We start from the raw sequence: 20921 nt of genomic DNA, 5'->3' as shown, positions 1-20921 counted from the left end.
GGACCAGCCGATCTGCCCCTCTTTTGGGGGGTGGGTGGACTGATTTCTTCTGGCCTGTTGTCATGGAACGTGTTGTCCATGGCGGCGGGATCGGCCGTACGTTGAGAACTACACAGTGGACGCGAGCATCTAGCCGACGTCAGTACAGGGTTCCTGCTTTTGGGTGGGAGTGTTGTGTTGGGGTTGGTTGATACTTTAATTTCATTGGTCGCACACCGGCCGCGGATCTTCGGGTTTGTGGGTGGTGTGTGTTTCGATAAATGCTTATGTGATTTCAAGTTTTTAAGAGCAAACGGTGGATGCCTTGGCATCTGGAGCCGAAGAAGGACGTAGTAATCTGCGATAAGCCTCGGGGAGCCGATAAACGTGCTATGATTCGAGGATTTCCGAATGGGGAAACCCCGCCAGGGCGCGTGCGTACCTGGTGACTCCCGCCTGAATATATAGGGCGGGTAGAGGGAACGTGGGGAAGTGAAACATCTCAGTACCCACAGGAAGAGAAAACAACATGTGATTCCGGTAGTAGTGGCGAGCGAACCCGGATGAGGCTAAACCGGTCGTGTGTGATACCTGGCAGGGGTTGCACGATCGGGGTTGCGGGACATGCCGTGAGGGGCTGCTGACCCTCGGACGTGAATGTGTAGCTATAGGAGAACCGCTTGGAACGGCGGGCCGGAGTGGGTGAGAGCCCCGTATCCGAAATGGTGGCACTGCGTGGTGTGTATCCCAAGTAGCACGGGGCCCGAGAAATCCCGTGTGAATCTGTCAGGACCACCTGATAAGCCTAAATACTCCCAGATGACCGATAGCGGACTAGTACCGTGAGGGAAAGGTGAAAAGTACCCCGGGAGGGGAGTGAAAGAGTACCTGAAACCGTTTGCTTACAATCCGTCGGAGCACCCTTGTAGGTGTGACGGCGTGCCTTTTGAAGAATGAGCCTGCGAGTTAGCGATACGTGGCGAGGTTAACCCGTGTGGGGTAGCCGTAGCGAAAGCGAGTCTGAATAGGGCAATTTTAGTCGCGTGTCCTAGACCCGAAGCGAAGTGATCTATCCATGGCCAGGCTGAAGCGCGTGTAAGAGCGCGTGGAGGGCCGAACCCACTTAGGTTGAAAACTGAGGGGATGAGCTGTGGATAGGGGTGAAAGGCCAATCAAACTTCGTGATAGCTGGTTCTCTCCGAAATGCATTTAGGTGCAGCGTTGCGTGTTTCTTGCCGGAGGTAGAGCTACTGGATGGCCGATGGGCCCTACAAGGTTACTGACGTCAGCTAAACTCCGAATGCCGGTAAGTGAGAGCGCAGCAGTGAGACTGTGGGGGATAAGCTTCATAGTCGAGAGGGAAACAACCCAGATCGCCAACTAAGGTCCCAAAGCGTGTGCTAAGTGGAAAAGGATGTGGAGTTGCTGTGACAACCAGGAGGTTGGCTTAGAAGCAGCCACCCTTGAAAGAGTGCGTAATAGCTCACTGGTCAAGTGATTCCGCGCCGACAATGTAACGGGGCTCAAGCACACCACCGAAGTTGCGGCATTCAGCGTATAGACAAGCCTTCGTGGTTCAGTTCGTTGGATGGGTAGGAGAGCGTCGTGTGGCGAGTGAAGCGGCGGAGTGATCCAGTCGTGGATGCCACACGAGTGAGAATGCAGGCATGAGTAGCGAAAGACGGGTGAGAAACCCGTCCTCCGGAAGACCAAGGGTTCCAGGGTCAAGCTAATCTGCCCTGGGTAAGTCGGGACCTAAGGCGAGGCCGACAGGCGTAGTCGATGGACAACGGGTTGATATTCCCGTACCGGCGGTAAACCGTCAAAGACCTAACCAGTAGTGCTAAACAAACCAATGCTTGGACGGATCCTTCGGGTGATGTCCGGGTTGCGGCTGTGAACCCGAAGTGGGGTGGTGAGCGTGAGGTGTGACGCAGGAAGGTAGCCAGTGCCGGGCGATGGTTGTCCCGGTGTAAGCGTGTAGCCCGAATCGGTTTAAGAGATCGGTTCTTTGGGTGAGACGCGATGCGGACCCGTATGGGGAAGCTGGTGATCCTATGCTGCCAAGAAAAGCATCGGCGCGAGGTTTGCTGTTGCCCGTACCCCAAACCGACTCAGGTGGTCAGGTAGAGAATACTCAGGAGATCGAGATAATCATGGTGAAGGAACTCGGCAAAATGCCCCCGTAACTTCGGGAGAAGGGGGGCCATCCACTTATTAGGACTTGCTCCGAAAGGGTGTGGTGGCCGCAGAGACCAGTGGGAAGCGACTGTTTACTAAAAACACAGGTCCGTGCCAACACGCAAGTGGACGTATACGGACTGACGCCTGCCCGGTGCTGGAAGGTTAAGAGGAGAGGTTAGAACTTCGGTTCGAAGCTTTGAATTTAAGCCCCAGTAAACGGCGGTGGTAACTATAACCATCCTAAGGTAGCGAAATTCCTTGTCGGGTAAGTTCCGACCTGCACGAATGGCGTAACGACTTCCCAGCTGTCTCCACCGTGAACTCGGCGAAATTGCAGTACGAGTAAAGATGCTCGTTACGCGCAGAAGGACGGAAAGACCCCGTGACCTTTACTACAGCTTGGTATTGGTGTTCGGTGTGGCTTGTGTAGGATAGGTGGGAGACTGTGAAGCTCGGACGCTAGTTCGGGTGGAGTCGTTGTTGAAATACCACTCTGGTCATATTGGATATCTAACTACGGACCCTGATCGGGTTCTGGGACAGTGCCTGGTGGGTAGTTTAACTGGGGCGGTTGCCTCCCAAAAAGTAACGGAGGCGCCCAAAGGTTCCCTCAACCTGGTTGGCAATCAGGTGGCGAGTGTAAGTGCACAAGGGAGCTTGACTGTGAGACTGACAGGTCGAGCAGGGACGAAAGTCGGGACTAGTGATCCGGCAGTGGCTTGTGGAAGCGCTGTCGCTCAACGGATAAAAGGTACCTCGGGGATAACAGGCTGATCTTGCCCAAGAGTCCATATCGACGGCATGGTTTGGCACCTCGATGTCGGCTCGTCGCATCCTGGGGCTGGAGTTGGTCCCAAGGGTTGGGCTGTTCGCCCATTAAAGCGGTACGCGAGCTGGGTTTAGAACGTCGTGAGACAGTTCGGTCCCTATCCTCTGCGCGCGTTGGAGATTTGAGAGGATCTGACCCTAGTACGAGAGGACCGGGTTGGACGGACCTCTGGTGTGCCAGTTGTTCTGCCAAGGGCATGGCTGGTTGGCTACGTTCGGGATGGATAACCGCTGAAAGCATCTAAGCGGGAAGCCGGCCTCGAGATGAGATCTCCGTACACCTTTGAGTGTGTGAGGCTCCCAGTAGATGACTGGGTTGATAGGCCAGATGTGGAAGCACGGCAACGTGTGGAGCTGACTGGTACTAATAAGCCGACGACTTGATAACACCCCGCAGCAGCATCCGGTTCCCGGATGGTGTGAGCGGAAGTAAGCAATTAACGTAACGATGTATCGCGTCCACTTTGTGGTTCCCAACAGACGGCCCGCAACCCCCACACACGCCCCGAGTATCACTCCGGGGTGGGGTTGTGTCGACATGTTGATAGAGTTACGGCGGCCATAGCGTCAGGGAAACGCCCGGTCACATTCCGAACCCGGAAGCTAAGACTGACAGCGCCGATGGTACTGCGAGGGGGACCTCGTGGGAGAGTAGGACACCGCCGGACACCTTTTCAGGAAAGCCCTGATGAGCTCGCCAGAGACGGCGGAATCATCAGGGCTTTTCGCGTTTTCGGGGTGGCCGTCGACGCCGCGCCCGGGCCCCGGCGCTATCAGGAGCCGAGCCTTCGGTTCCGATAGAATGGATCGACGAGACGACCGACGTGACGGAAGCAGGCCGCCTATGGGAGCGATGACGAGCATGCTGCTCCTCCTCGCTCTCAGCGCCGTCATCGCCCACCCGATCGTCCGTCGTTTCGGGCGACGCACCTTCGTGGCCCTCGCCATCCTGGTCACGGGCGTCTTTGCGGTGCTGCTCTGGATCTCGCAGCCCGTGTTCTCGGGCGAGGCGCTCGTCGAGACGGTGCAGTGGGTGCCGCAGCTCGACTTGAGCATCACGCTGCGACTCGACTCGGTCTCGGCGCTCTTCGCCCTGCTGGTGACGGGGGCCGGCGCCCTGGTGCTGCTCTACTGCGCGAGCTACTTCGAGGACGGCGAGCAGGGTCTCGCGCGCTTCGCCGGGGTCTTCATGGGCTTCGCGACTTCGATGCTCGGGCTCGTGCTGGCCGACGACATCTACCTGCTCTTCATCTTCTGGGAGGGCACCACGGTGTTCTCCTTCCTGCTCATCGGTCACGCGACGCGTCTGCGCACGGCCAACGCGGCGTCGCTGCAGGCCCTCATGGTGACGACGCTCGGCGGGCTCGCCATGCTGGTCGGCTTCGTGCTGCTCGCGCAGCAGGCGGGCACGCCGCTGCTGTCCGAGATCGTCGCCGACCCGCCCCAGGGGGCCGTCGCGACGACCGCCGTCTATCTGCTGCTCGTGGGCGCGCTCTCGAAATCGGCGATCTTCCCCTTCCACTTCTGGTTGCCGGGCGCGATGGCAGCGCCCACGCCGGTCAGCGCGTACCTGCACGCGGCAGCGATGGTGAAGGCCGGCATCTACCTGATCGCGCGCATCGGCCCCGGCTTCAGCGACGTGCCCGGCTACCGCGAGACGCTCGTGATCCTCGGCGCGGTCACGATGATCAACGGCGGCATCCGCGCGCTCAAGCAGTTCGACATCAAGCTGATCGTGGCCCACGGCACGGTCAGCCAACTCGGCCTGCTCGTCATGGTGTTCGGCGTCGGCGATCCGCGCGCCTCCTACGCAGGCTTCGCGCTGCTCTTCGCGCACGCGGTCGCGAAGGCCCCGCTGTTCCTCGCCGTGGGCATCATCGACCACTCCACCGGCACCCGCGACCTGCGCAAGCTCTGCGGCCTCAGCCGTCGTATGCCCGTCCTCGCGGTGCTCACCATCGCGGCCGCGGCCTCCATGGCCGGCGCGCCGCCGTTCATCGGCTTCGTCGCGAAGGAGTCGGCCTTCACCGAGCTGCTGCGCATCGGCGAGTCGGAACCCCTCGCGTACTTCGCCTTCTTCGTCGCCCTGGTGGGCAGCGTGCTCACCGTCGCCTACATGGGCCGCTTCCTCTGGGGGGCGTTCGCCGACAAACCGGGAACCAGCGAGTGCTCGATCGTGCACCGCCCGGCCCCCGTGCTCTTCGTGGCACCCGCGGCGTTCGCGCTGCTGGCACTCGCCGGCGGGCTGCTCGCGTCGCCGATCGATCCGCTGCTGCAGGCCACGGTGCCGCACGCGACCGAGCACCCCGAGCACCTCGCGCTGTGGCACGGGTTCACCCTGCCGCTCGCGGCTTCGGCCGCGGTGCTGCTGCTCGGCAGCGTGCTCGCGATGCTGCTGTCGCGTATGAGGGCGGTCATCCCGGCGCTGCCCGAGCGCTTCTCGGCGTCGCACGCCTACTGGGTGATCACCCACTGGCTCGACACGGCCGCGGTGCGGATCACCGCGATCACGCAGCGCGGATCGCTGCCGTTCTACCTCGCGGTGATCCTCATCGTGATGGTCGGCGCCCTCGGCGGCACGCTGCTCGTGACGGGGGAGTGGCCCGCGGAGATCGAGCTGATGAGCTCGCCCGTTCAGGTGCCCATCGCGATCATCATGATCGTGGCCGCGATCTTCTCGCTGCGCGCCCGCACCCGTTTCCAATCGGTCGTGCTGGTGGGCGTCACCGGGTACGGCATGGCCGCGATCTTCGCCATGCACGGCGCCCCCGACCTCGCCCTCACGCAGGCGCTCGTCGAGACGGTCACGCTGATCGCCTTCGTGCTGGTGATCCGCCGCCTGCCGCAGCGCATGGGTTCGGCGTCCAGCCGCAGGGTGCGCTGGATCCGTGTGACCATCGGTGTCGCGGTGGGGCTCGTGATCGGCGCCTTCGCCGTCGTCGCGCTCGGCTCGCGCATCGCCGAGCCGATCTCGCTGCAGATCCCCGGCCTCGCCGCGGCCGGCGGGCACGGCTACAACGCCGTGAACGTGATGCTCGTCGACATCCGCGGCTGGGACACGATGGGCGAGCTCTCCGTGATCCTCGCCGCTGCGACCGGCGTCGCCTCGCTCGTCTTCCTGCGCACCCGCGCCGATCTGCGTCCCAAACTGACGCGCCGCGCCGCGCGTTCCGAGGCGCGAGCCCACCTCATGCACGTCGCCGATCCGGATCATCCGGCGCGTCGCGTCGCGTGGCTGCTCGCGGGCCGCCACCTCGATCCGGCCCACCGGTCGATCCTGCTCGAGGTCGTCGTGAGACTCGTCTTCCACGGCCTCATTATCCTCTCGATCTACCTGCTGCTGACGGGGCACAACACCCCGGGCGGCGGTTTTGCGGGCGGCCTCGTGGCTGGGCTCGCCCTCGTGGCGCGCTATCTCGCGGGCGGGCGCTACGAGCTCGGCGCGACGGTGCCGCTCGATGCCGGTCGCATCCTCGGCACGGGCCTCGCCCTCGCCGTGTCGATGGCGCTGCTCCCGATGTTCTTCGGCCAGTCGGCCCTGGCCTCGGCCTGGGTCGACGTCGACCTCGGCCCCTTCGGAGTGGTGTCCCTCGTCACGTCGACGCTCTTCGACGTCGGCGTGTACCTCGTGGTGTTCGGCCTGATCCTCGATGTGCTCCGCAGCCTCGGCGCCGAGATCGATGAGCACGAGGAAGCCGAGACCGCATCATTCGAGGAAGAGGAGGTGCAGAGCCGATGACGATGCCGCTCGTACTCGTCGCCGCGATGGTCGTGCTCTACGCCTGCGGCGTCTACCTCATGCTCGACCGTACGCTGACGCGCCTGCTGCTCGGCTTCCTGCTGGTGGGCAACGCCACGAACCTGCTCATCTTCCTGATGTCGGGCTCCTTCGGCGCGGCGCCCATCGGCGACGGTCCCGCCGACGAGATGAGCGATCCGCTGCCGCAGGCGTTCATCCTCACGGCAATCGTGATCACCTTCGGGGTGAGCGCGTTCCTGCTGGCCCTCATCTACCGCTCGTGGCGCCTCGCGCAGGACATGGACGACCGGGTGCACGACGACGAGGCCGACCTCGAGCTCGCGACCACCGAGGCGCTCACCACCGATGAGGTCACCGACGAGGATCTCGCCGAGACCCCGGAGTTCTCGGACGACGACGAAGACGACGACTCCTCCTCCGACGACGATGAGCGTGCGTCGGCGGGCGCCGCCGGTGCGGGCGCCGACGACCGCGACGAGCGGGCCGCGGATCCCGCATCCGAACGACCGGGGGAGGACCGGCGATGATCATGCTCATCCCCCTCGTGGTGCTCGTGCCGCTCGCGAGCGCCGCGCTCGCGCTCGCCGTGCCCGGGCACCGCAAACTGCAGCAGGGCATCACCCTGCTCGCACTCACGGCCGTGCTCGTGTTGAGCGGCGCGCTCATGTGGCTCGTCGACGTGAACGGCACCGTCGTGATGGAGGTGGGCGGCTGGGCCGCCCCCTTCGGCATCGCGCTCGTGGTCGACCGCGTCTCGGCGCTCATGCTGGTCGTCTCGTCGGTGGTGCTGCTCGGGGTGTTCGTCTTCTCGATCGGGCAGGGCCTCGCCGACGGAGACGAGGAGACCCCGGTCTCCATCTACTACCCGACCTACCTCGTGCTGGGCGCGGGCGTGTTCAACGCTTTCATCGCGGGTGACCTCTTCAACCTCTACGTCGGTTTCGAGATCCTGCTGGTGTCGAGCTACGTGCTCATCACCCTCGGCGGCACCGCGCAGCGCATCCGCGCGGGCGTCACCTACGTGATCGTGTCGCTCGTCTCGTCGGTGCTGTTCCTCGCCGCGATCGCGCTCATCTACGGCGCGACCGGCACGGTCAACATGGCACAGCTGACGGTGCGCATCGCCGAGCTTCCGAGCGAGATCCAGCTGCTGCTCAACCTCGCGCTGCTCATCGCGTTCGGGATCAAGGCGGCCGTCTTCCCGCTGTCGTTCTGGCTGCCCGACTCCTACCCGACCGCACCGGCGCCCGTCACCGCGGTGTTCGCGGGTCTGCTGACGAAGGTGGGCGTCTACGCGATCATCCGCAGCCAGACGCTGCTCTTCCCCCAGTCGAGCGTGGACACCGTGCTGATGGTGGTGGCCGGGCTCACGCTGCTCGTGGGCATCCTGGGCGCCGTCTCGCAACTCGACATCAAACGACTGCTCTCGTTCACGCTCATCAGCCACATCGGCTACATGATCTTCGGCATCGGCATGGCGAACGCCGCGGGCTTCGCGGCGACGATCTACTACATCGCCCACCACATCATCGTGCAGACCACGCTGTTTCTCGCGGTGGGGCTGATCGAGCGGCAGGGCGGCACCACCTCGCTCGCCGGGCTCGGCGGCATGCTGCGCGCGGCGCCCGTGATCGCGGTGCTGTTCTTCATCCCGATGCTCAACCTGGGCGGCATCCCGCCGTTCTCGGGCTTCATCGGCAAGCTCGGGCTCTTCACGGTCGCCGCGGAACTCGCGACGCCCGCCGCCTACTGGCTCATGGGGATCGGCGCCCTCGTGTCGCTGCTCACGCTCTACGCTCTGGCGCGCGCCTGGGTGCTCGCGTTCTGGCGCCCGAAGAAGCGGGCCGAGGCCGAGGCCCGCAGCCTCAAGGCTCCCACCACCGAGGCGCTCATGCTGCGCGAGCGCGAGGAAGCGCTGCTCGAGCGGCTGCAGGACGCCCCGGACGCGACGCCCAACCAGGAGCAGAAGGAGATCCCGCGCCTCATGTTCGCCGCGACTGCGGGCATGGTGACGGTGAGCATCGCGCTCACGGTGTTCGCGGGACCGCTCTACGCCTACGCCGACCGGGCGGGCCGCGACATGGCGCTGCCCGGCGAGATGGTCGAGCTCGTGCTCGGCGACAGCCCGGGCGCGCTCGGCGGCGGCAGCGGCGACACCCGACCCGAGGAGGACGGGAGATGAGCGACACCGGATTCTCGACGCCGCGCGCGGCGCGGCGCGCCGAGTGGGGCGTGCGCCTGCACGAACTGCCGCTGCTGGTGGGGCTCGTGCTGCTGTGGACGATGCTGTGGCACGAGGTCTCGCTGCTGTCGGTGGTGAGCGGCATCGGCGTCGCCGTCGTGGTGATGCGCGTCTTCTACCTGCCACCCGTCGAGCTCGCCGGCCGCTTCAACGTCTGGTACGCGCTGCTGTACCTCGGCTACTTCCTCTGGCACCTCGCGCTCGCCTCCTGGCAGGTGGCCTGGCTCGCGGTGCGCCCAGGCCCGCCGCCCCCGTGCTCGATCATCGCCGTGCGGTTGCGCACCCGGTCCGACTTCATCCTCACGATGGTGGGCCTCACCACCTCGCTGATCCCCGGATCCCTCGTGGCCGAGGTGGATCGCTTCCGGTCGGTCCTCTACCTGCACGTGCTCAACACGCCCACGCAGAAGGAGATCACCGCGATGCGCCGCGACGCGCACCGCATCGAGCGGCTGCTCGTGATGAGCGTCGGCTCCCGAGAAGAGATGAGGGCCCTGCGATGAGCACCGCGATGACGATCCTCACCCTCGCCGCGGGCGCGGGGCTCACCTTCACGGCCCTCGCCGCGATCGTTCGCATCGTGCGCGGCCCCACGATCCTCGACCGCATGGTCGCCTCCGATGTGCTGCTGACCACCCTGATGCTGGCGGTCGGCACCGATATGGTGGTGCGCGGCCACACCGATACGATTCCGCTGATGACCGTCATCGCGGCCACCGCCACCTTCGCGACGATCGTCGTGGCGCGCTACGTGAAGCGGCGCGCCGAATCGCCCGCGACGCCGCCCGAGCCGCCGAGGGGAGCCGGCCATGTTTGACCTCGAACTCGTCGAGCAGCTCATGGACATCGCCGCCGTGGTGTGCGTGCTGCTCGCAGCCGTGCTCTCTGTCGCCGCGGGGATCGGCCTGCTGCGCTTCCCTGACGCCCTGAGCCCCCTGCACGCCGCCACGAAGCCGCAGATCTTCGGGCTGCTGCTCGTCATCGCGGCCATTGCGCTCGATCAGCGCTCCGTCACGACGCTGCTCGCGCTGATCCCGGTGTTCGTGTTCCAGTCGCTCACCGCGCCCGTCGCCGCGCACATGGTCGGTCGCGCCGCCTACCGAACGGGCCAGCTCGACAATGACACGCTCGTGATCGACGAGCTCGGGCCGGCGATCGAACAGGCGGCCAGACGCGAGGAGACCTCGGGCCGCTAGGCCCGAGGTCTCCTCACCGCTCGTCCCCGTGGAGTTCTACGCGTCCACGAGGTAGCGGCTGTAGGCGGGCACCGTGAGGAACGTCGGGAAGTCGTCGCCGAGCGCCACGTCTGCGAACAGATCTGCCGCGTCGTCGTAGCGGTCGCCCTCGAAGCGATCGAAACCGGCGACGGCCTCGCGCACCAGCTCGGAGACCCACTCGCGTGTGATGCGGGTGCCCTCGGCGGTCGACTGGTCCTGGTGGATCCACTGCCAGATCTGCGAGCGGCTGATCTCGGCGGTCGCGGCGTCCTCCATGAGGTTGTCGATGGCGACGGCGCCGAGGCCGCGCAGCCAGGCCTCGATGTAGCGGATGCCGATCGAGACGTTCTCTCGCACGCCGGCTTCGGTGATGTCGCGGCCGATGTGCACGTTGAGCAGCTGCGCCGCGGTCACCTCGACGTCGTCGCGCTGACGGTCGATCTGGTTGGGCCGGTCGCCGAGCACGGCGTCGAACTCGGCCTGCGCGACGGGGATCAGGTCGGGGTGGGCGACCCAGGTGCCGTCGAAGCCGTCGGTCGCCTCGCGCTGCTTGTCGGCGCGCACCTTCTCCTCGGCGCGGCGGGTGACTTCGGGGTCGCGGCGGTTCGGGATGAACGCGCTCATGCCGCCGATGGCGTGGGCGCCGCGCTTGTGGCAGGTCTTCACGAGCAGCTCGGTGTAGGCCCGCATGAAGGGCACCGTCATGGTGACCTCGCTGCGATCCGGCAGCACGAAGCGGGCGCCGCGGCCGCGGTAGTTCTTGATGATCGAGAAGATGTAGTCCCAGCGGCCGGCGTTGAGGCCCGCGATGTGATCCCGCATCACGTACAGGATCTCCTCCATCTCGAACGCTGCGGGCAGCGTCTCGATGAGCACCGTCGCGCGGATCGTGCCGTGGTCGAGGCCCAGCGCCTGCTCGGTGTAGGCGAAGATGTCGTCCCACAGCTTCGCCTCCTCGCTCGACTCGAGCTTCGCGATGTAGAAGTAGGGGCCGCGGCCGCGGGCGACGAGCTCGCGAGCGTTGTGGAAGGCGTAGAGCCCGAAGTCGACGAGGCTGCCGGAGGCGGCGCCCGACTGGCCCTGCGCGTCGATGAAGCGCATGTGCTTCTCGACGAGGTGCCAACCGCGGGGGCGCATCACGATGGTGGGGGTGCGCTCGGCGGTGACCCGGTACTCCTTGCCCTCGGGGCTCGTGTACTCGAGCCGGTCGCGGATCGCGTCGGAGAGCGACAGCTGCCCCCCGATGACGTTCCTCCAGGTGGGGCTGGTGGCGTCCTCCTGGTCGGCGAGCCAGACGCGCGCGCCCGAGTTCATCGCGTTGATGGTCATCTTCGGGTCGGTGGGACCGGTGATCTCCACGCGGCGATCCTCCAGGCCGGGCCCGGCGCCGGCGACGCTCCAGCTCGCGTCCTCGCGGATCGAGCGGGTGTCGTCGCGGAACTTCGGATCGCGGCCGTTGCCGATCTCGTAGCGTCGGCGCTGGCGGTCCGCGAGGCGCTCGTGCCGGGTGCTCGCGAAGCGGCTGTGCAGCTCGGTGAGGAACTGGAGGGCCTCGGCGGTGAGGATCTCGTCGCTGCGGTCGAACGGGCGGCCGATGACCTCGATGCGGGGGCCGGCGGTGGAGGAGGTGGCGGTCTGCTGCTGCGGGGCCGCCTGCGTGGTGATCATGATCGTGTCCTTTGCGTGGGAAGTCGGGAACGGATTGCGGTGTAGTTCCATCTTGAGGGGCCGCAAGCGGGTGCACGCGGTCGTTCCGGGGGTGAAGATTCGCAGTTCTTCTGCTTGTCGAAAGATTTTCGGTCTGGCACCATGGGGGCATGACGCTTCTCGACAGTGCTGAATCGCTTCGCGGCCCGCGAACGCTCGGGGGAGCCGCCGCGCTGCGCGATCCCGACGCCCTCCGCACCGCGGGCGCGGCCGCCGATCCCGACGAGGGCGGCGACGCCCTCACCCTCGGCCGCCGCATCCGCGAGCGCCGCATCCAGTTGGGTCTCACGCTCGAGCAGCTCGCCGCGGCGGTCGACCGGGCCCCCTCGCAGCTCTCTGCGATCGAGAACGGCAAGCGCGAGCCGCGCCTGCCGCTGCTGCGCGCACTCGCCGCCGAGCTCGACTCGACGGTCGACGAGCTGCTCATCGACGAGGCGCCGAGCGAGCGCGCGGCCCTCGAGATCGCGGTGGAGCGCGCGCAGCGCGGTTCGGTGTTCCAGTCGCTCGGTCTGCAGCCGATCCGGGTCTCCAAGGCGACGAGCGACGAGACGCTGCGCGCGATCCTCGGCCTGCATCAGGAGGTGGAGCGGCTCAACCACGAGCGCGCGGCGACCCCCGAGGAGGCGAGGCGGGCGAACACCGAGCTGCGCGCCGAGATGCGAGTGGCCGGCAACTACTTCCCGGATCTCGAGCGGGCGGCCTCGCAGCTGCTCGACAGCGTCGGCTACGGGGGAGGGCCGGTCTCGCAGCAGACCATCTCGGCGGTGGCCGAGCGCCTGGGGTTCAGGCTGCACTACGTCTCCGACATGCCGCACTCGACGCGATCCGTGATCGATCGGCGCAACGGGCGCATCTACCTCAGCAGCAACCTGCCGTCGCGCGACGCGCGCGCGCCGATCCTGCGCGCGCTCGCCAGCCTGGTGTGCGGGCACGAAGAGCCGCGCAGCTACGGCGACTTCCTGCGCCAGCGCGTCGAGGCCAACTACCTCGCCGGCGCCGTGCTGCTGCCGGAGAACGCGGCGGTCGAGCTGCTTTCGGAGGCGAAGCGGCAGCGGCAGATCTCGATGGAGGATCTGCGCGACGCCTTCGCGGTGTCCTACGAGATGGCCGCTCACCGCTTCACCAACCTGGCGACCGAGCGGCTCGGGCTGCAGGTGCACTTCATGAAGGCGCACGAGTCCGGCACGCTCATCAAGGCCTACGAGAACGACGGCGTGCGGTTCCCGTCGGACGCGCTCGGCAACCTCGAGGGGGCCACCGTGTGCCGCAACTGGACGGCGCGCACGATCTTCGGGCAGCCCGATCGTTTCAACCCCTGGTACCAGTACACCGACATGGCTTCCGGCGGCACCTACTGGTGCACGTCGAGGGTCGAGAAGGCGAAGGAGGGCCTCTACTCGGTGAGCGTCGGGGTGCGCTTCGAAGACGTGAAGTGGTTCCGTGGCCGGGAGACGCCGCATCGCTCGCAGTCGTTCTGCCCCGACGACCGGTGCTGCCGGCGGGCCTCGAGCGAACTCACCCGCAAGTGGGAGGCCGCGGCTTGGCCGGAGGCCGCCACCCCGACGAGCCTGCTCGCCGCGCTGCCGGTGGGCACGTTCCCGGGCGTCGATACGAACGAGGTCTACGAGTTTCTTGAGTCTCACGAGTGAATGCGGCCGCACGGGATGCGCGGGCGCCCGCGGCTGCGATAGCGTAGAGGGATCAGGCTGAACGACCGGCTCGTCGTTCCGAGAAGAGGAAATGGGTGAGACATGACTACTGAGAATCATGCCCGTCGCGCCGACCACACCGAGGCGCGCGCCACCCAGCAGTTCCGCGAAGATCTGGGTGCGATGATCCGCGCTCGCGCGACCGATCTGACGATCGACGAGCGCGAGGCCGTGGAGGCCCTGCCCTCGGGTGCGGCGCTGCTCGTCGTGCGCCGCGGCCCCGACCTCGGCGCCCGGTTCCTGCTCGACCAGGACGTCACGGTCGCGGGGCGCCACCCCGCCGTCGACATCTTCCTCGACGACGTCACGGTGTCGCGCCGTCACGCCGAGTTCCGCCGTCAGGGCACGAGCTTCTCGGTGGTCGACCTGGGCTCGCTCAACGGCACTTTCTGCGACGGCTCCCGCATCGATGGCGAGGTGCCGCTCGAGGACGGGGCCGAGGTGCAGGTGGGCAAGTTCCGCTTCACGTTCTTCGCTTCGCGCTTCGACCTGGGCGAGGTCGCCTAGTATGGCGGCCGCCGCCTCGGCCCAGTCGCAGGCAGCAGGCCTCCTCAGCATCGGGCAGGTGCTGGCGCGCCTGCAGGACGACTTCTCCGATCTCACTCCTTCGAAGCTGCGCTTCCTCGAGGAGCAGGGGCTCGTCACCCCCGAGCGCACCAAGTCGGGGTACCGCAAGTTCTCGCAGCAGCACATCGAGCGCTTGCGACTGATCCTCACGCTGCAGCGCGACCACTATCTGCCGCTGAAGGTCATCGCCGAGGTGCTCGACGAGATGGACGAGGGGCGCGATCCGATCATCCCGGGCGCGTCGCCGCGCAGCGCGTCGATGATCCTCGCACCGCAGCGGGTGCTCAGCAGCGATGAGCTGCGTCGGGCGACGGGTGCGAGCGCCCGCTTCCTGGGCGAGGCGATCGCGGCGGGGCTGCTGCCGGCGGCGGAGGTGTTCCCGCACGATGCGGTGGCGCAGCTGTCGGCTCTGCTGAAGCTCGCGGAGCGGGGGATCACCCCGCGCCATCTGCGGTCTCTGCGGGTCTCGGCCGAGCGCGAGGCCGAGCTCATCGCGCGTGCGGTCTCGACGCGCGGCGTGAAGAGCGGCACCCCGCTCGGCACGGAGGACTCGCTGGAGCTGGCGGGGCATCTCGACACGGTGCGCTCCGGCGTGTTGCGGCGGTGTTTCGCGAGCTCCTGATCCGCTCGAGTTCGGCGTGATTTCAACCTTCAAGTTCAAGTGGAGGTCGACACCCCGAAATTGACCCTCGGCGGTCGTTGCACGGTGCCGGGCATCTGGGTACCGTTAGGGGAGTTCGGTGCCCTGCGCCGCTCGGTCCGTGAAGAAAGGAAGACGATGGAGAACACTCAGCAGCCGTCTGGCGAGACGGCTTCTCCGTCGTCGGAGGCCGCGCCCGAGAGCGCGCAGAGCGCGCCCATCAGCGGCGCCGAGCCCCTCACGATCGATCCCGAGCTGCTCTTCGACGACGGGCTGCCGAAGCCCAATCAGGAGGGCGGCTTCAAGGGCGCCACCGCAGCCCGAGCCGCGGGCATCACCTATCGCCAGCTCGACTACTGGGCGCGCACCGGGCTCGTCGAGCCCACCGTGCGCGGCGCCCAAGGGTCGGGCTCGCAGCGCCTCTACGGCTTCCGCGACATCCTCGTGCTGAAGCTCGTGAAGCGGCTGCTCGACACCGGCATCTCGCTGCAGCAGATCCGCACCGCGGTCGCGCAGCTGCACGAGGCAGGCGTGCACGACCTGTCACGCACCACCCTCATGAGCGACGGCGCGAGCGTCTACCTGTGCACCTCGAACGACGAGGTCATCGACCTCGTCAGCCGCGGCCAGGGCGTCTTCGGCATCGCCGTCGGCAAGGTGCTGCGCGAGGTCGAGACCTCGCTCGTCGACATGGACGAGCACCGCGAGCAGGCCGAGAGCGCGGTCGACGAACTCGCGGCCCGCCGTCAGGTGCGCAAGAAGATCTCCTAGGCCCGGGGCGCTCCCGCTCGGCCGCAATAGCAAAGCCCGGCTCGAGACGAGCCGGGCTTTTCCAGCGTGTGACGGCTTCGCGCTCAGTCTTCGACGACCGTGGCGGTGCGCGCCGGCCGCGCCTTCGCCTCGCGCGCCGCGTCCATGCCCGCCGAGCGGAGCACACGATCGAGCACCAGGTCGAAGTTGCCCGCCATCTCCTGCGAGGCCTCGCCCGGCCACATGTGCACCGGCTTCGCGGCGCCCTGCGCCTGCTGCAGCGAGGGGCGCTCGGGCAGCTGCGGGTTGAGCACCAGCGGGCCGAACATCTCGCGCAGCTCGCGGATGCGGAACTGGTGCTCCATCGACTGCGGCTGCGTACGGTTGATCAGGATGCCGAGGGGCTGCAGCCGCGGGCTCACGCCGCGGCGGATCTCCTCGATCGCGCGCAGGGCGCGGTCGGTCGCGGCGACCGCGAAGAGGCTCGGCTCCGCGACGACGAGCACGCGGTCGCTCGCGGCCCACGCGGTGCGGGTGAGCGCGTTGAGCGACGGGGCGCAGTCGATCAGCACCAGGTCGTACTCCGCCTCGACGACCGCGAGGGCCTCCTCGAGCTTCCAGATGTCGCGGGTGGAGGGGTGCGGCCCGTCGAAGTTGATGGCGGACGGGCTGCCCACCAGCAGATCGATCGAACCGCCCTCGTGATACTCGTTCCAACCGCTGCTGGCGATCGCCGAGCGCACGGTCTTCTCTTTCGGACTCTCGAGGATGTCGGCGACCGTCGCGTACCCGTCGGGGTCGACGGCGAGGCCGGTCGAGACATCGGACTGAGGATCGAAGTCGACGACGAGCGTGCGCAGGCCCCGCGAGAAGGCGGCCGAGGCCAGGCCGAGCGTCACGGTGGTCTTGCCCACGCCGCCCTTGAGGGAACTCACACTCAAAACATGCACGTGGCAAGTTTAGTCGATACCGCACTGTGATCATCCAGAGTATGCGTGCGGCGAACGGATGAGAGCCCGATTTCACCCTGCTTTGCACCCGGCGAGGCCGTGTCGGGGTGAAGTGCGGGCGAGCCTGCCCGAGCGTGTATCTTGATATCGAACGATCCTTCGGCCTGGGCAGCCGGCAACGCTTGATACAGAGGGGTACTTCCGCATGTTCAATAAGGTTCTGGTTGCCAACCGCGGTGAGATCGCCATCCGCGCATTCCGCGCCGCTCACGAGCTGGGCGCGTCGACGGTGGCGGTGTTCCCGTACGAGGACCGCAACTCGCTGCACCGGCTGAAGGCCGACGAGGCGTATCAGATCGGAGAGGTGGGGCACCCGGTGCGCGCCTACCTCGACGTGGCCGAGATCGTGCGCGTGGCGGTCGAATCCGGGGCCGACGCGATCTACCCCGGCTACGGCTTCCTGTCCGAGAACCCCGAACTCGCCGCCGCGGCCGAGGCCGCCGGCATCCGATTCATCGGGCCCGGGCGCCAGGCGCTCGAGATGGCGGGCAACAAGGTCGCCGCGAAGGAGCACGCGATCGCGGCCGGCGTGCCCGTGCTGCAGTCGACGCCGCCCTCGACCGACGTCGACGAGCTGATCGCCGGAGCGCGCGAGATCGGCTTCCCGGTGTTCGCGAAGGCGGTCGCGGGCGGCGGCGGCCGCGGCATGCGCCGCGTGGAGCGCGAGGAGGATCTGCGCGACGCGCTCGAGGCTGCCATGCGCGAGGCCGAGTCGGCGTTCGGCGATCCGACCATGTTCATCGAGCAGGCCGTGTTGCGCCCCCGCCACATCGAGGTGCAGGTGCTGGCCGACAAGACCGGTGCGACCGTGCACCTCTTCGAGCGCGACTGCTCCGTGCAGCGCCGCCACCAGAAGGTCGTCGAGATCGCGCCCGCGCCGAACCTCGATCCCGCAGTCCGCGACGAGCTGACGCGCGACGCGATCGCGTTCGCCAAGTCGATCGGCTACGAGAACGCGGGTACGGTCGAGTTCCTGCTCGACACCGAGGGCGAGCGCGCGGGCAAGCACGTGTTCATCGAGATGAACCCGCGCATCCAGGTGGAGCACACCGTGACCGAGGAGGTCACCGACGTCGACCTGGTGCGCGCGCAGATGCGCATCGCCGCGGGCGAGACGCTCGAGCAGCTCGAACTGCGCCAGGAGGACATCCAGCTGCGCGGCGCCGCACTGCAGTGCCGCATCACCACCGAGGATCCCGCGAACGGCTTCCGCCCAGACCTCGGCCGTATCACCGCGTACCGCTCGCCGGGCGGCGGCGGGGTGCGCCTCGACGGCGGCACGATCAACGCGGGCGCGCAGATCAGCCCCCACTTCGACTCCATGCTCGCGAAGCTCACCTGCCGCGGGCGCAGCTTCGAGGACGCCGTGGTGCGCGCCCGCCGCGCGCTCGCCGAATTCCGCATCCGCGGCGTCGCCACGAACATCCCCTTCCTGCAGGCCGTGCTCGCCGACCCCGCGTTCCAGGCCGGCGACATCGCGACCTCGTTCATCGAGGAGCGCCCCGAGCTGCTCGAGATGAACAAGCCGAAGGATCGCGCCACGCGCCTGCTGCAGCACGTCGCGAACGTGACGGTCAACCAGCCCCACGGTGCGCGGCCCGGGGCCTTCGACCCGGCCGCGAAGCTGCCCGCGGCCGACTTGGGGCAGCCGGCACCGGCGGGCTACCGGCAGCGCCTGCTCGAGCTCGGCCCCGAGGGCTACGCGAAGAGCCTGCGCGAGCAGACCGCGCTGGCGGTGACCGAGACCACGTTCCGCGATGCGCACCAGTCGCTGCTCGCGACGCGCGTGCGCACGCGCGACCTCGTGCGGATCGCTCCCTACGTCGCGCGGCTCACGCCCCAGCTGTGGTCGGTCGAGGCGTGGGGCGGCGCGACCTACGACGTCGCGCTGCGCTTCCTGGGAGAGGATCCCTGGGAGCGCCTCTCGGCGCTTCGCGAGGCGCTGCCGAATGTGCCGATCCAGATGCTGCTGCGCGGCCAGAACACCGTCGGCTACACCCCCTACCCGAAGCAGGTCGCCCAGGCGTTCGTGCGCGAGGCCGCCGACACCGGGGTCGACGTGTTCCGCATCTTCGACGCGCTCAACGACGTGAACCAGATGCGGGTCGCGATCGACGCGGTGCGCGAGACCGGCACGGCGGTCGCGGAGGTCGCCATGGCATACACGGGCAACCTGCTCGACCCTGCAGAGGACAAGTACACCCTCGATTACTACCTGCGCCTCGCCGACGAGATCGTGGAGGCGGGCGCCCACGTGCTCGCGATCAAGGACATGGCCGGCCTCCTGCGACCGGCCGCCGCGGCGAAGCTCGTGGCCGCCCTGCGCGACCGCTTCGAGCTGCCCGTGCACCTGCACACCCACGACACGCCGGGCGGTCAGCTCGCCACGCTGCTCGCGGCCTCCGCGGCAGGCGTCGACGCGGTCGACGCCGCGTCGGCTCCCATGTCGGGCACCACGAGCCAGCCCTCGCTCTCGGCGCTCGTCGCCGCGCTCGCGAACACCGAGCGCGACACCGGTCTCGACGCCCGCGCCGTCTACGAGCTCGAGCCCTACTGGGACTCCGTGCGCAGCCTCTACAAGCCGTTCGAGTCGGGGCTTCCCTCGCCCACGGGGCGGGTCTACACTCACGAGATCCCGGGCGGCCAGCTCTCCAACCTGCGCCAGCAGGCGATCGCCCTCGGGCTCGCCGAGAACTTCGAGAAGATCGAGGACATGTACGCGGCGGCCGATCGCATCCTGGGGCGCATCCCCAAGGTGACCCCGTCGTCGAAGGTGGTCGGCGACCTCGCGCTGCACCTGGCGGCCGTCGACGCGGACCCCGCCGATTTCGAGCAGAACCCCGCCGGTTACGACGTGCCCGACTCGGTCGTCGGCTTCCTCGCGGGCGAGCTGGGGGAGATCCCCGGTGGCTGGCCCGAACCCTTCCGCTCGAAGGTGCTCGCGGGGCGCCGCGTCGATATCGAGGTGGCCCCGATCACCGACGAGGATCAGGCGCTGCTCGGCGGCACGAGCGTCGAGCGCCGCTCGACGCTCAACCGGCTGCTGTTCCCCGCTCCGACCCGCCAGTACGAGGCCTCTCGCGAGCAGTTCGGCGACCTGTCGGTGCTCGACACCCCCGACTACCTCTACGGGCTCGAAGCCGGTGAGGAGCGCGCGATCGACCTCGCGAGGGGCGTGCGCCTCTACGTGGGGCTCGAAGCCATCGGCGAGGCCGACGACAAGGGCGTTCGCACCGTCATGGTGCGCGTCAACGGGCAGCTGCGCCAGGTCTTCGTCAAGGATGAGAGCGTCGCGGTCGACGCGCCCGTCGCCGAGAAGGCCGACCGCACGGTTCCCGGCCACGTCGCGGCGCCCTTCTCGGGCACGGTCACCGTCAAGGTCACACCGGGCGAGAGCGTCGAGGCCGGCCAGCCCGTCGCCACCATCGAGGCGATGAAGATGGAGGCGGCGATCACCGCGCCCGTCGCGGGCACCGTCGAGCGGGTCGTCTTCACCGGCACGCGTTCGCTCGAGGCCGGCGACCTCATCGCCGTCATCGGCTGATCGCGCGCGGTCCTCTCGAGGCCGCGACCGGGTGTGCCGCGTGCGGCGTCCGCCGCCGCACGCGGCACGCCGGAGGAGGCCGGTTCGCGACGCACCCGGACGAGCGCCCCTCGACGGGCACCCTTCGACGGGCCGCGGAGCCGCGGCGACCCGGCTCGACTAAGCTGGGAGACTATGGCGATTCGAGAGATCCGACTGTTCGGCGACCCCGTGCTGCGCACCGTGTGCGACCCCATCACCGAGATCGACGACGGCGTGCGCCAGCTCGTGACCGACCTCTGCGAGACCGTCGACATGGACGGCCGCGCCGGGCTGGCCTCCACCCAGATCGGCCACACGCAGCGCGCGTTCAGCCTCAACATCGACGGCCGCGTGAGCTACGTGCTCAACCCCGAGATCGTCGAGTTCGAGGGCGAGCCGGTGCCGACGGGGGAGGGCTGCCTGTCGGTGCCCGACCTCTGGTTCGAGGTGATGCGCCATCCGCGCGCGACCGTGCGCGGCATCGACCTCGACGGCCGCGAGATCCTGATCTCGGGTGAGGGGCTGCTCGCCCAGGCGCTGCAGCACGAGTGCGACCATCTCGACGGCAAGCTCTACATCAGCCGCCTCGACCGCGACGCCCGCGGGGAGGCGATGCGCCAGATCCGCACCTCGGCCTGGTTCTGAGGCGCTGCGGCGCGGGGTGGGCCCGTCGCGGGCGCGCGCCGTTCTCGCAGGTGTGCCCGGAGACGGGCTCGCCCCGCTCTCCGGCCCGTCATCGCGGGTGCAGGAGCGGGGCGAGCGA

General features: G+C 67.6%; 14 protein-coding genes and 2 rRNA genes. 14 read left to right on the top strand and 2 right to left on the bottom strand.

Annotation, left to right across the window (positions count from 1 at the left end; genetic code table 11):
* The first annotated feature begins 272 nt into the window (after positions 1 to 272).
* The 8 genes from Leucomu_RS09230 (at position 273) to mnhG (ending at position 10189) form a co-directional block, all read left to right on the top strand.
* A 23S ribosomal RNA gene (locus Leucomu_RS09230) occupies positions 273 to 3379 on the top strand.
* Positions 3380 to 3542: 163 nt separating this feature from the next.
* Positions 3543 to 3659 (top strand): 5S ribosomal RNA (gene rrf / locus Leucomu_RS09225).
* A gap of 194 nt (positions 3660 to 3853) precedes the next feature.
* On the top strand, positions 3854 to 6730 hold the full coding sequence (locus Leucomu_RS09220; protein WP_267128407.1) for a Na+/H+ antiporter subunit A: 2877 nt from the start codon (positions 3854 to 3856) through the stop codon (positions 6728 to 6730).
* Positions 6727 to 7278 carry a Na(+)/H(+) antiporter subunit C gene (locus Leucomu_RS09215; protein WP_017884479.1) on the top strand — a complete coding sequence of 184 codons (552 nt, stop codon included), beginning with the start codon at positions 6727 to 6729 and terminating at the stop codon, positions 7276 to 7278. Before Leucomu_RS09220 ends, Leucomu_RS09215 begins: the two co-directional genes overlap by 4 nt.
* Positions 7275 to 8933 (top strand): Na+/H+ antiporter subunit D, encoded by a 1659-nt coding sequence (locus tag Leucomu_RS09210; RefSeq protein ID WP_128387031.1) that lies wholly within the window; start codon positions 7275 to 7277, stop codon positions 8931 to 8933. Before Leucomu_RS09215 ends, Leucomu_RS09210 begins: the two co-directional genes overlap by 4 nt.
* Positions 8930 to 9496: a Na+/H+ antiporter subunit E gene (locus Leucomu_RS09205; RefSeq protein ID WP_128387030.1), complete on the top strand. Its 567-nt coding sequence runs from the start codon at positions 8930 to 8932 to the stop codon at positions 9494 to 9496. The genes Leucomu_RS09210 and Leucomu_RS09205 overlap by 4 nt, the downstream gene beginning before the upstream one ends.
* Entirely contained in the window at positions 9493 to 9810 is a 318-nt protein-coding gene (locus Leucomu_RS09200) for a monovalent cation/H+ antiporter complex subunit F (protein WP_017884482.1), read from the top strand. The genes Leucomu_RS09205 and Leucomu_RS09200 overlap by 4 nt, the downstream gene beginning before the upstream one ends.
* A complete protein-coding gene (mnhG, locus tag Leucomu_RS09195) occupies positions 9803 to 10189 on the top strand; it encodes a monovalent cation/H(+) antiporter subunit G (RefSeq protein ID WP_128387029.1) in 387 nt (128 codons plus the stop codon). Before Leucomu_RS09200 ends, mnhG begins: the two co-directional genes overlap by 8 nt.
* A 36-nt stretch (positions 10190 to 10225) precedes the next feature.
* On the opposite strand, the gene aceB is transcribed toward mnhG, so the two are convergent.
* Positions 10226 to 11878, bottom strand: coding sequence for a malate synthase A (gene aceB, locus Leucomu_RS09190; protein ID WP_017884484.1), 1653 nt, complete (start codon positions 11876 to 11878; stop codon positions 10226 to 10228).
* Between the two features lie 149 nt (positions 11879 to 12027).
* Here aceB and Leucomu_RS09185 point away from each other — a divergent pair, with 149 nt between their 5' ends.
* The 4 genes from Leucomu_RS09185 to Leucomu_RS09170 all read left to right on the top strand — a co-directional run bounded on the left by Leucomu_RS09185 (position 12028) and on the right by Leucomu_RS09170 (position 15604).
* Entirely contained in the window at positions 12028 to 13566 is a 1539-nt protein-coding gene (locus tag Leucomu_RS09185) for an XRE family transcriptional regulator (RefSeq protein ID WP_017884485.1), read from the top strand.
* A 102-nt stretch (positions 13567 to 13668) separates the two neighbouring features.
* Positions 13669 to 14133 (top strand): FHA domain-containing protein, encoded by a 465-nt coding sequence (locus Leucomu_RS09180; protein WP_017884486.1) that lies wholly within the window; start codon positions 13669 to 13671, stop codon positions 14131 to 14133.
* A 1-nt stretch (position 14134) separates the two neighbouring features.
* Entirely contained in the window at positions 14135 to 14815 is a 681-nt protein-coding gene (gene ftsR, locus Leucomu_RS09175; RefSeq protein ID WP_128387028.1) for a transcriptional regulator FtsR, read from the top strand.
* 156 nt (positions 14816 to 14971) lie between these two features.
* A complete protein-coding gene (locus Leucomu_RS09170; RefSeq protein ID WP_017884488.1) occupies positions 14972 to 15604 on the top strand; it encodes a MerR family transcriptional regulator in 633 nt (210 codons plus the stop codon).
* An 83-nt stretch (positions 15605 to 15687) separates the two neighbouring features.
* On the opposite strand, the gene Leucomu_RS09165 is transcribed toward Leucomu_RS09170, so the two are convergent.
* Positions 15688 to 16533 carry a ParA family protein gene (locus tag Leucomu_RS09165; protein WP_051066202.1) on the bottom strand — a complete coding sequence of 282 codons (846 nt, stop codon included), beginning with the start codon at positions 16531 to 16533 and terminating at the stop codon, positions 15688 to 15690.
* Between the two features lie 205 nt (positions 16534 to 16738).
* Here Leucomu_RS09165 and Leucomu_RS09160 point away from each other — a divergent pair, with 205 nt between their 5' ends.
* Both Leucomu_RS09160 and def read left to right on the top strand, forming a co-directional pair.
* Positions 16739 to 20137, top strand: a complete 3399-nt coding sequence (locus Leucomu_RS09160; RefSeq protein ID WP_128387027.1) for a pyruvate carboxylase — start codon at positions 16739 to 16741, stop codon at positions 20135 to 20137.
* 174 nt (positions 20138 to 20311) lie between these two features.
* Complete coding sequence (gene def, locus Leucomu_RS09155; RefSeq protein ID WP_128387026.1) at positions 20312 to 20803, top strand: peptide deformylase; 492 nt, start codon at positions 20312 to 20314, stop codon at positions 20801 to 20803.
* The last annotated feature ends 118 nt before the right edge of the window (positions 20804 to 20921 follow it).

It is taken from the genome of Leucobacter muris (genome assembly GCF_004028235.1).
In the GTDB taxonomy this organism is placed as follows: domain Bacteria; phylum Actinomycetota; class Actinomycetes; order Actinomycetales; family Microbacteriaceae; genus Leucobacter; species Leucobacter muris.
The sequence above is the reverse complement of the archived record's forward strand: the minus strand, read 5'-3'. Positions and strand labels throughout refer to the sequence as shown.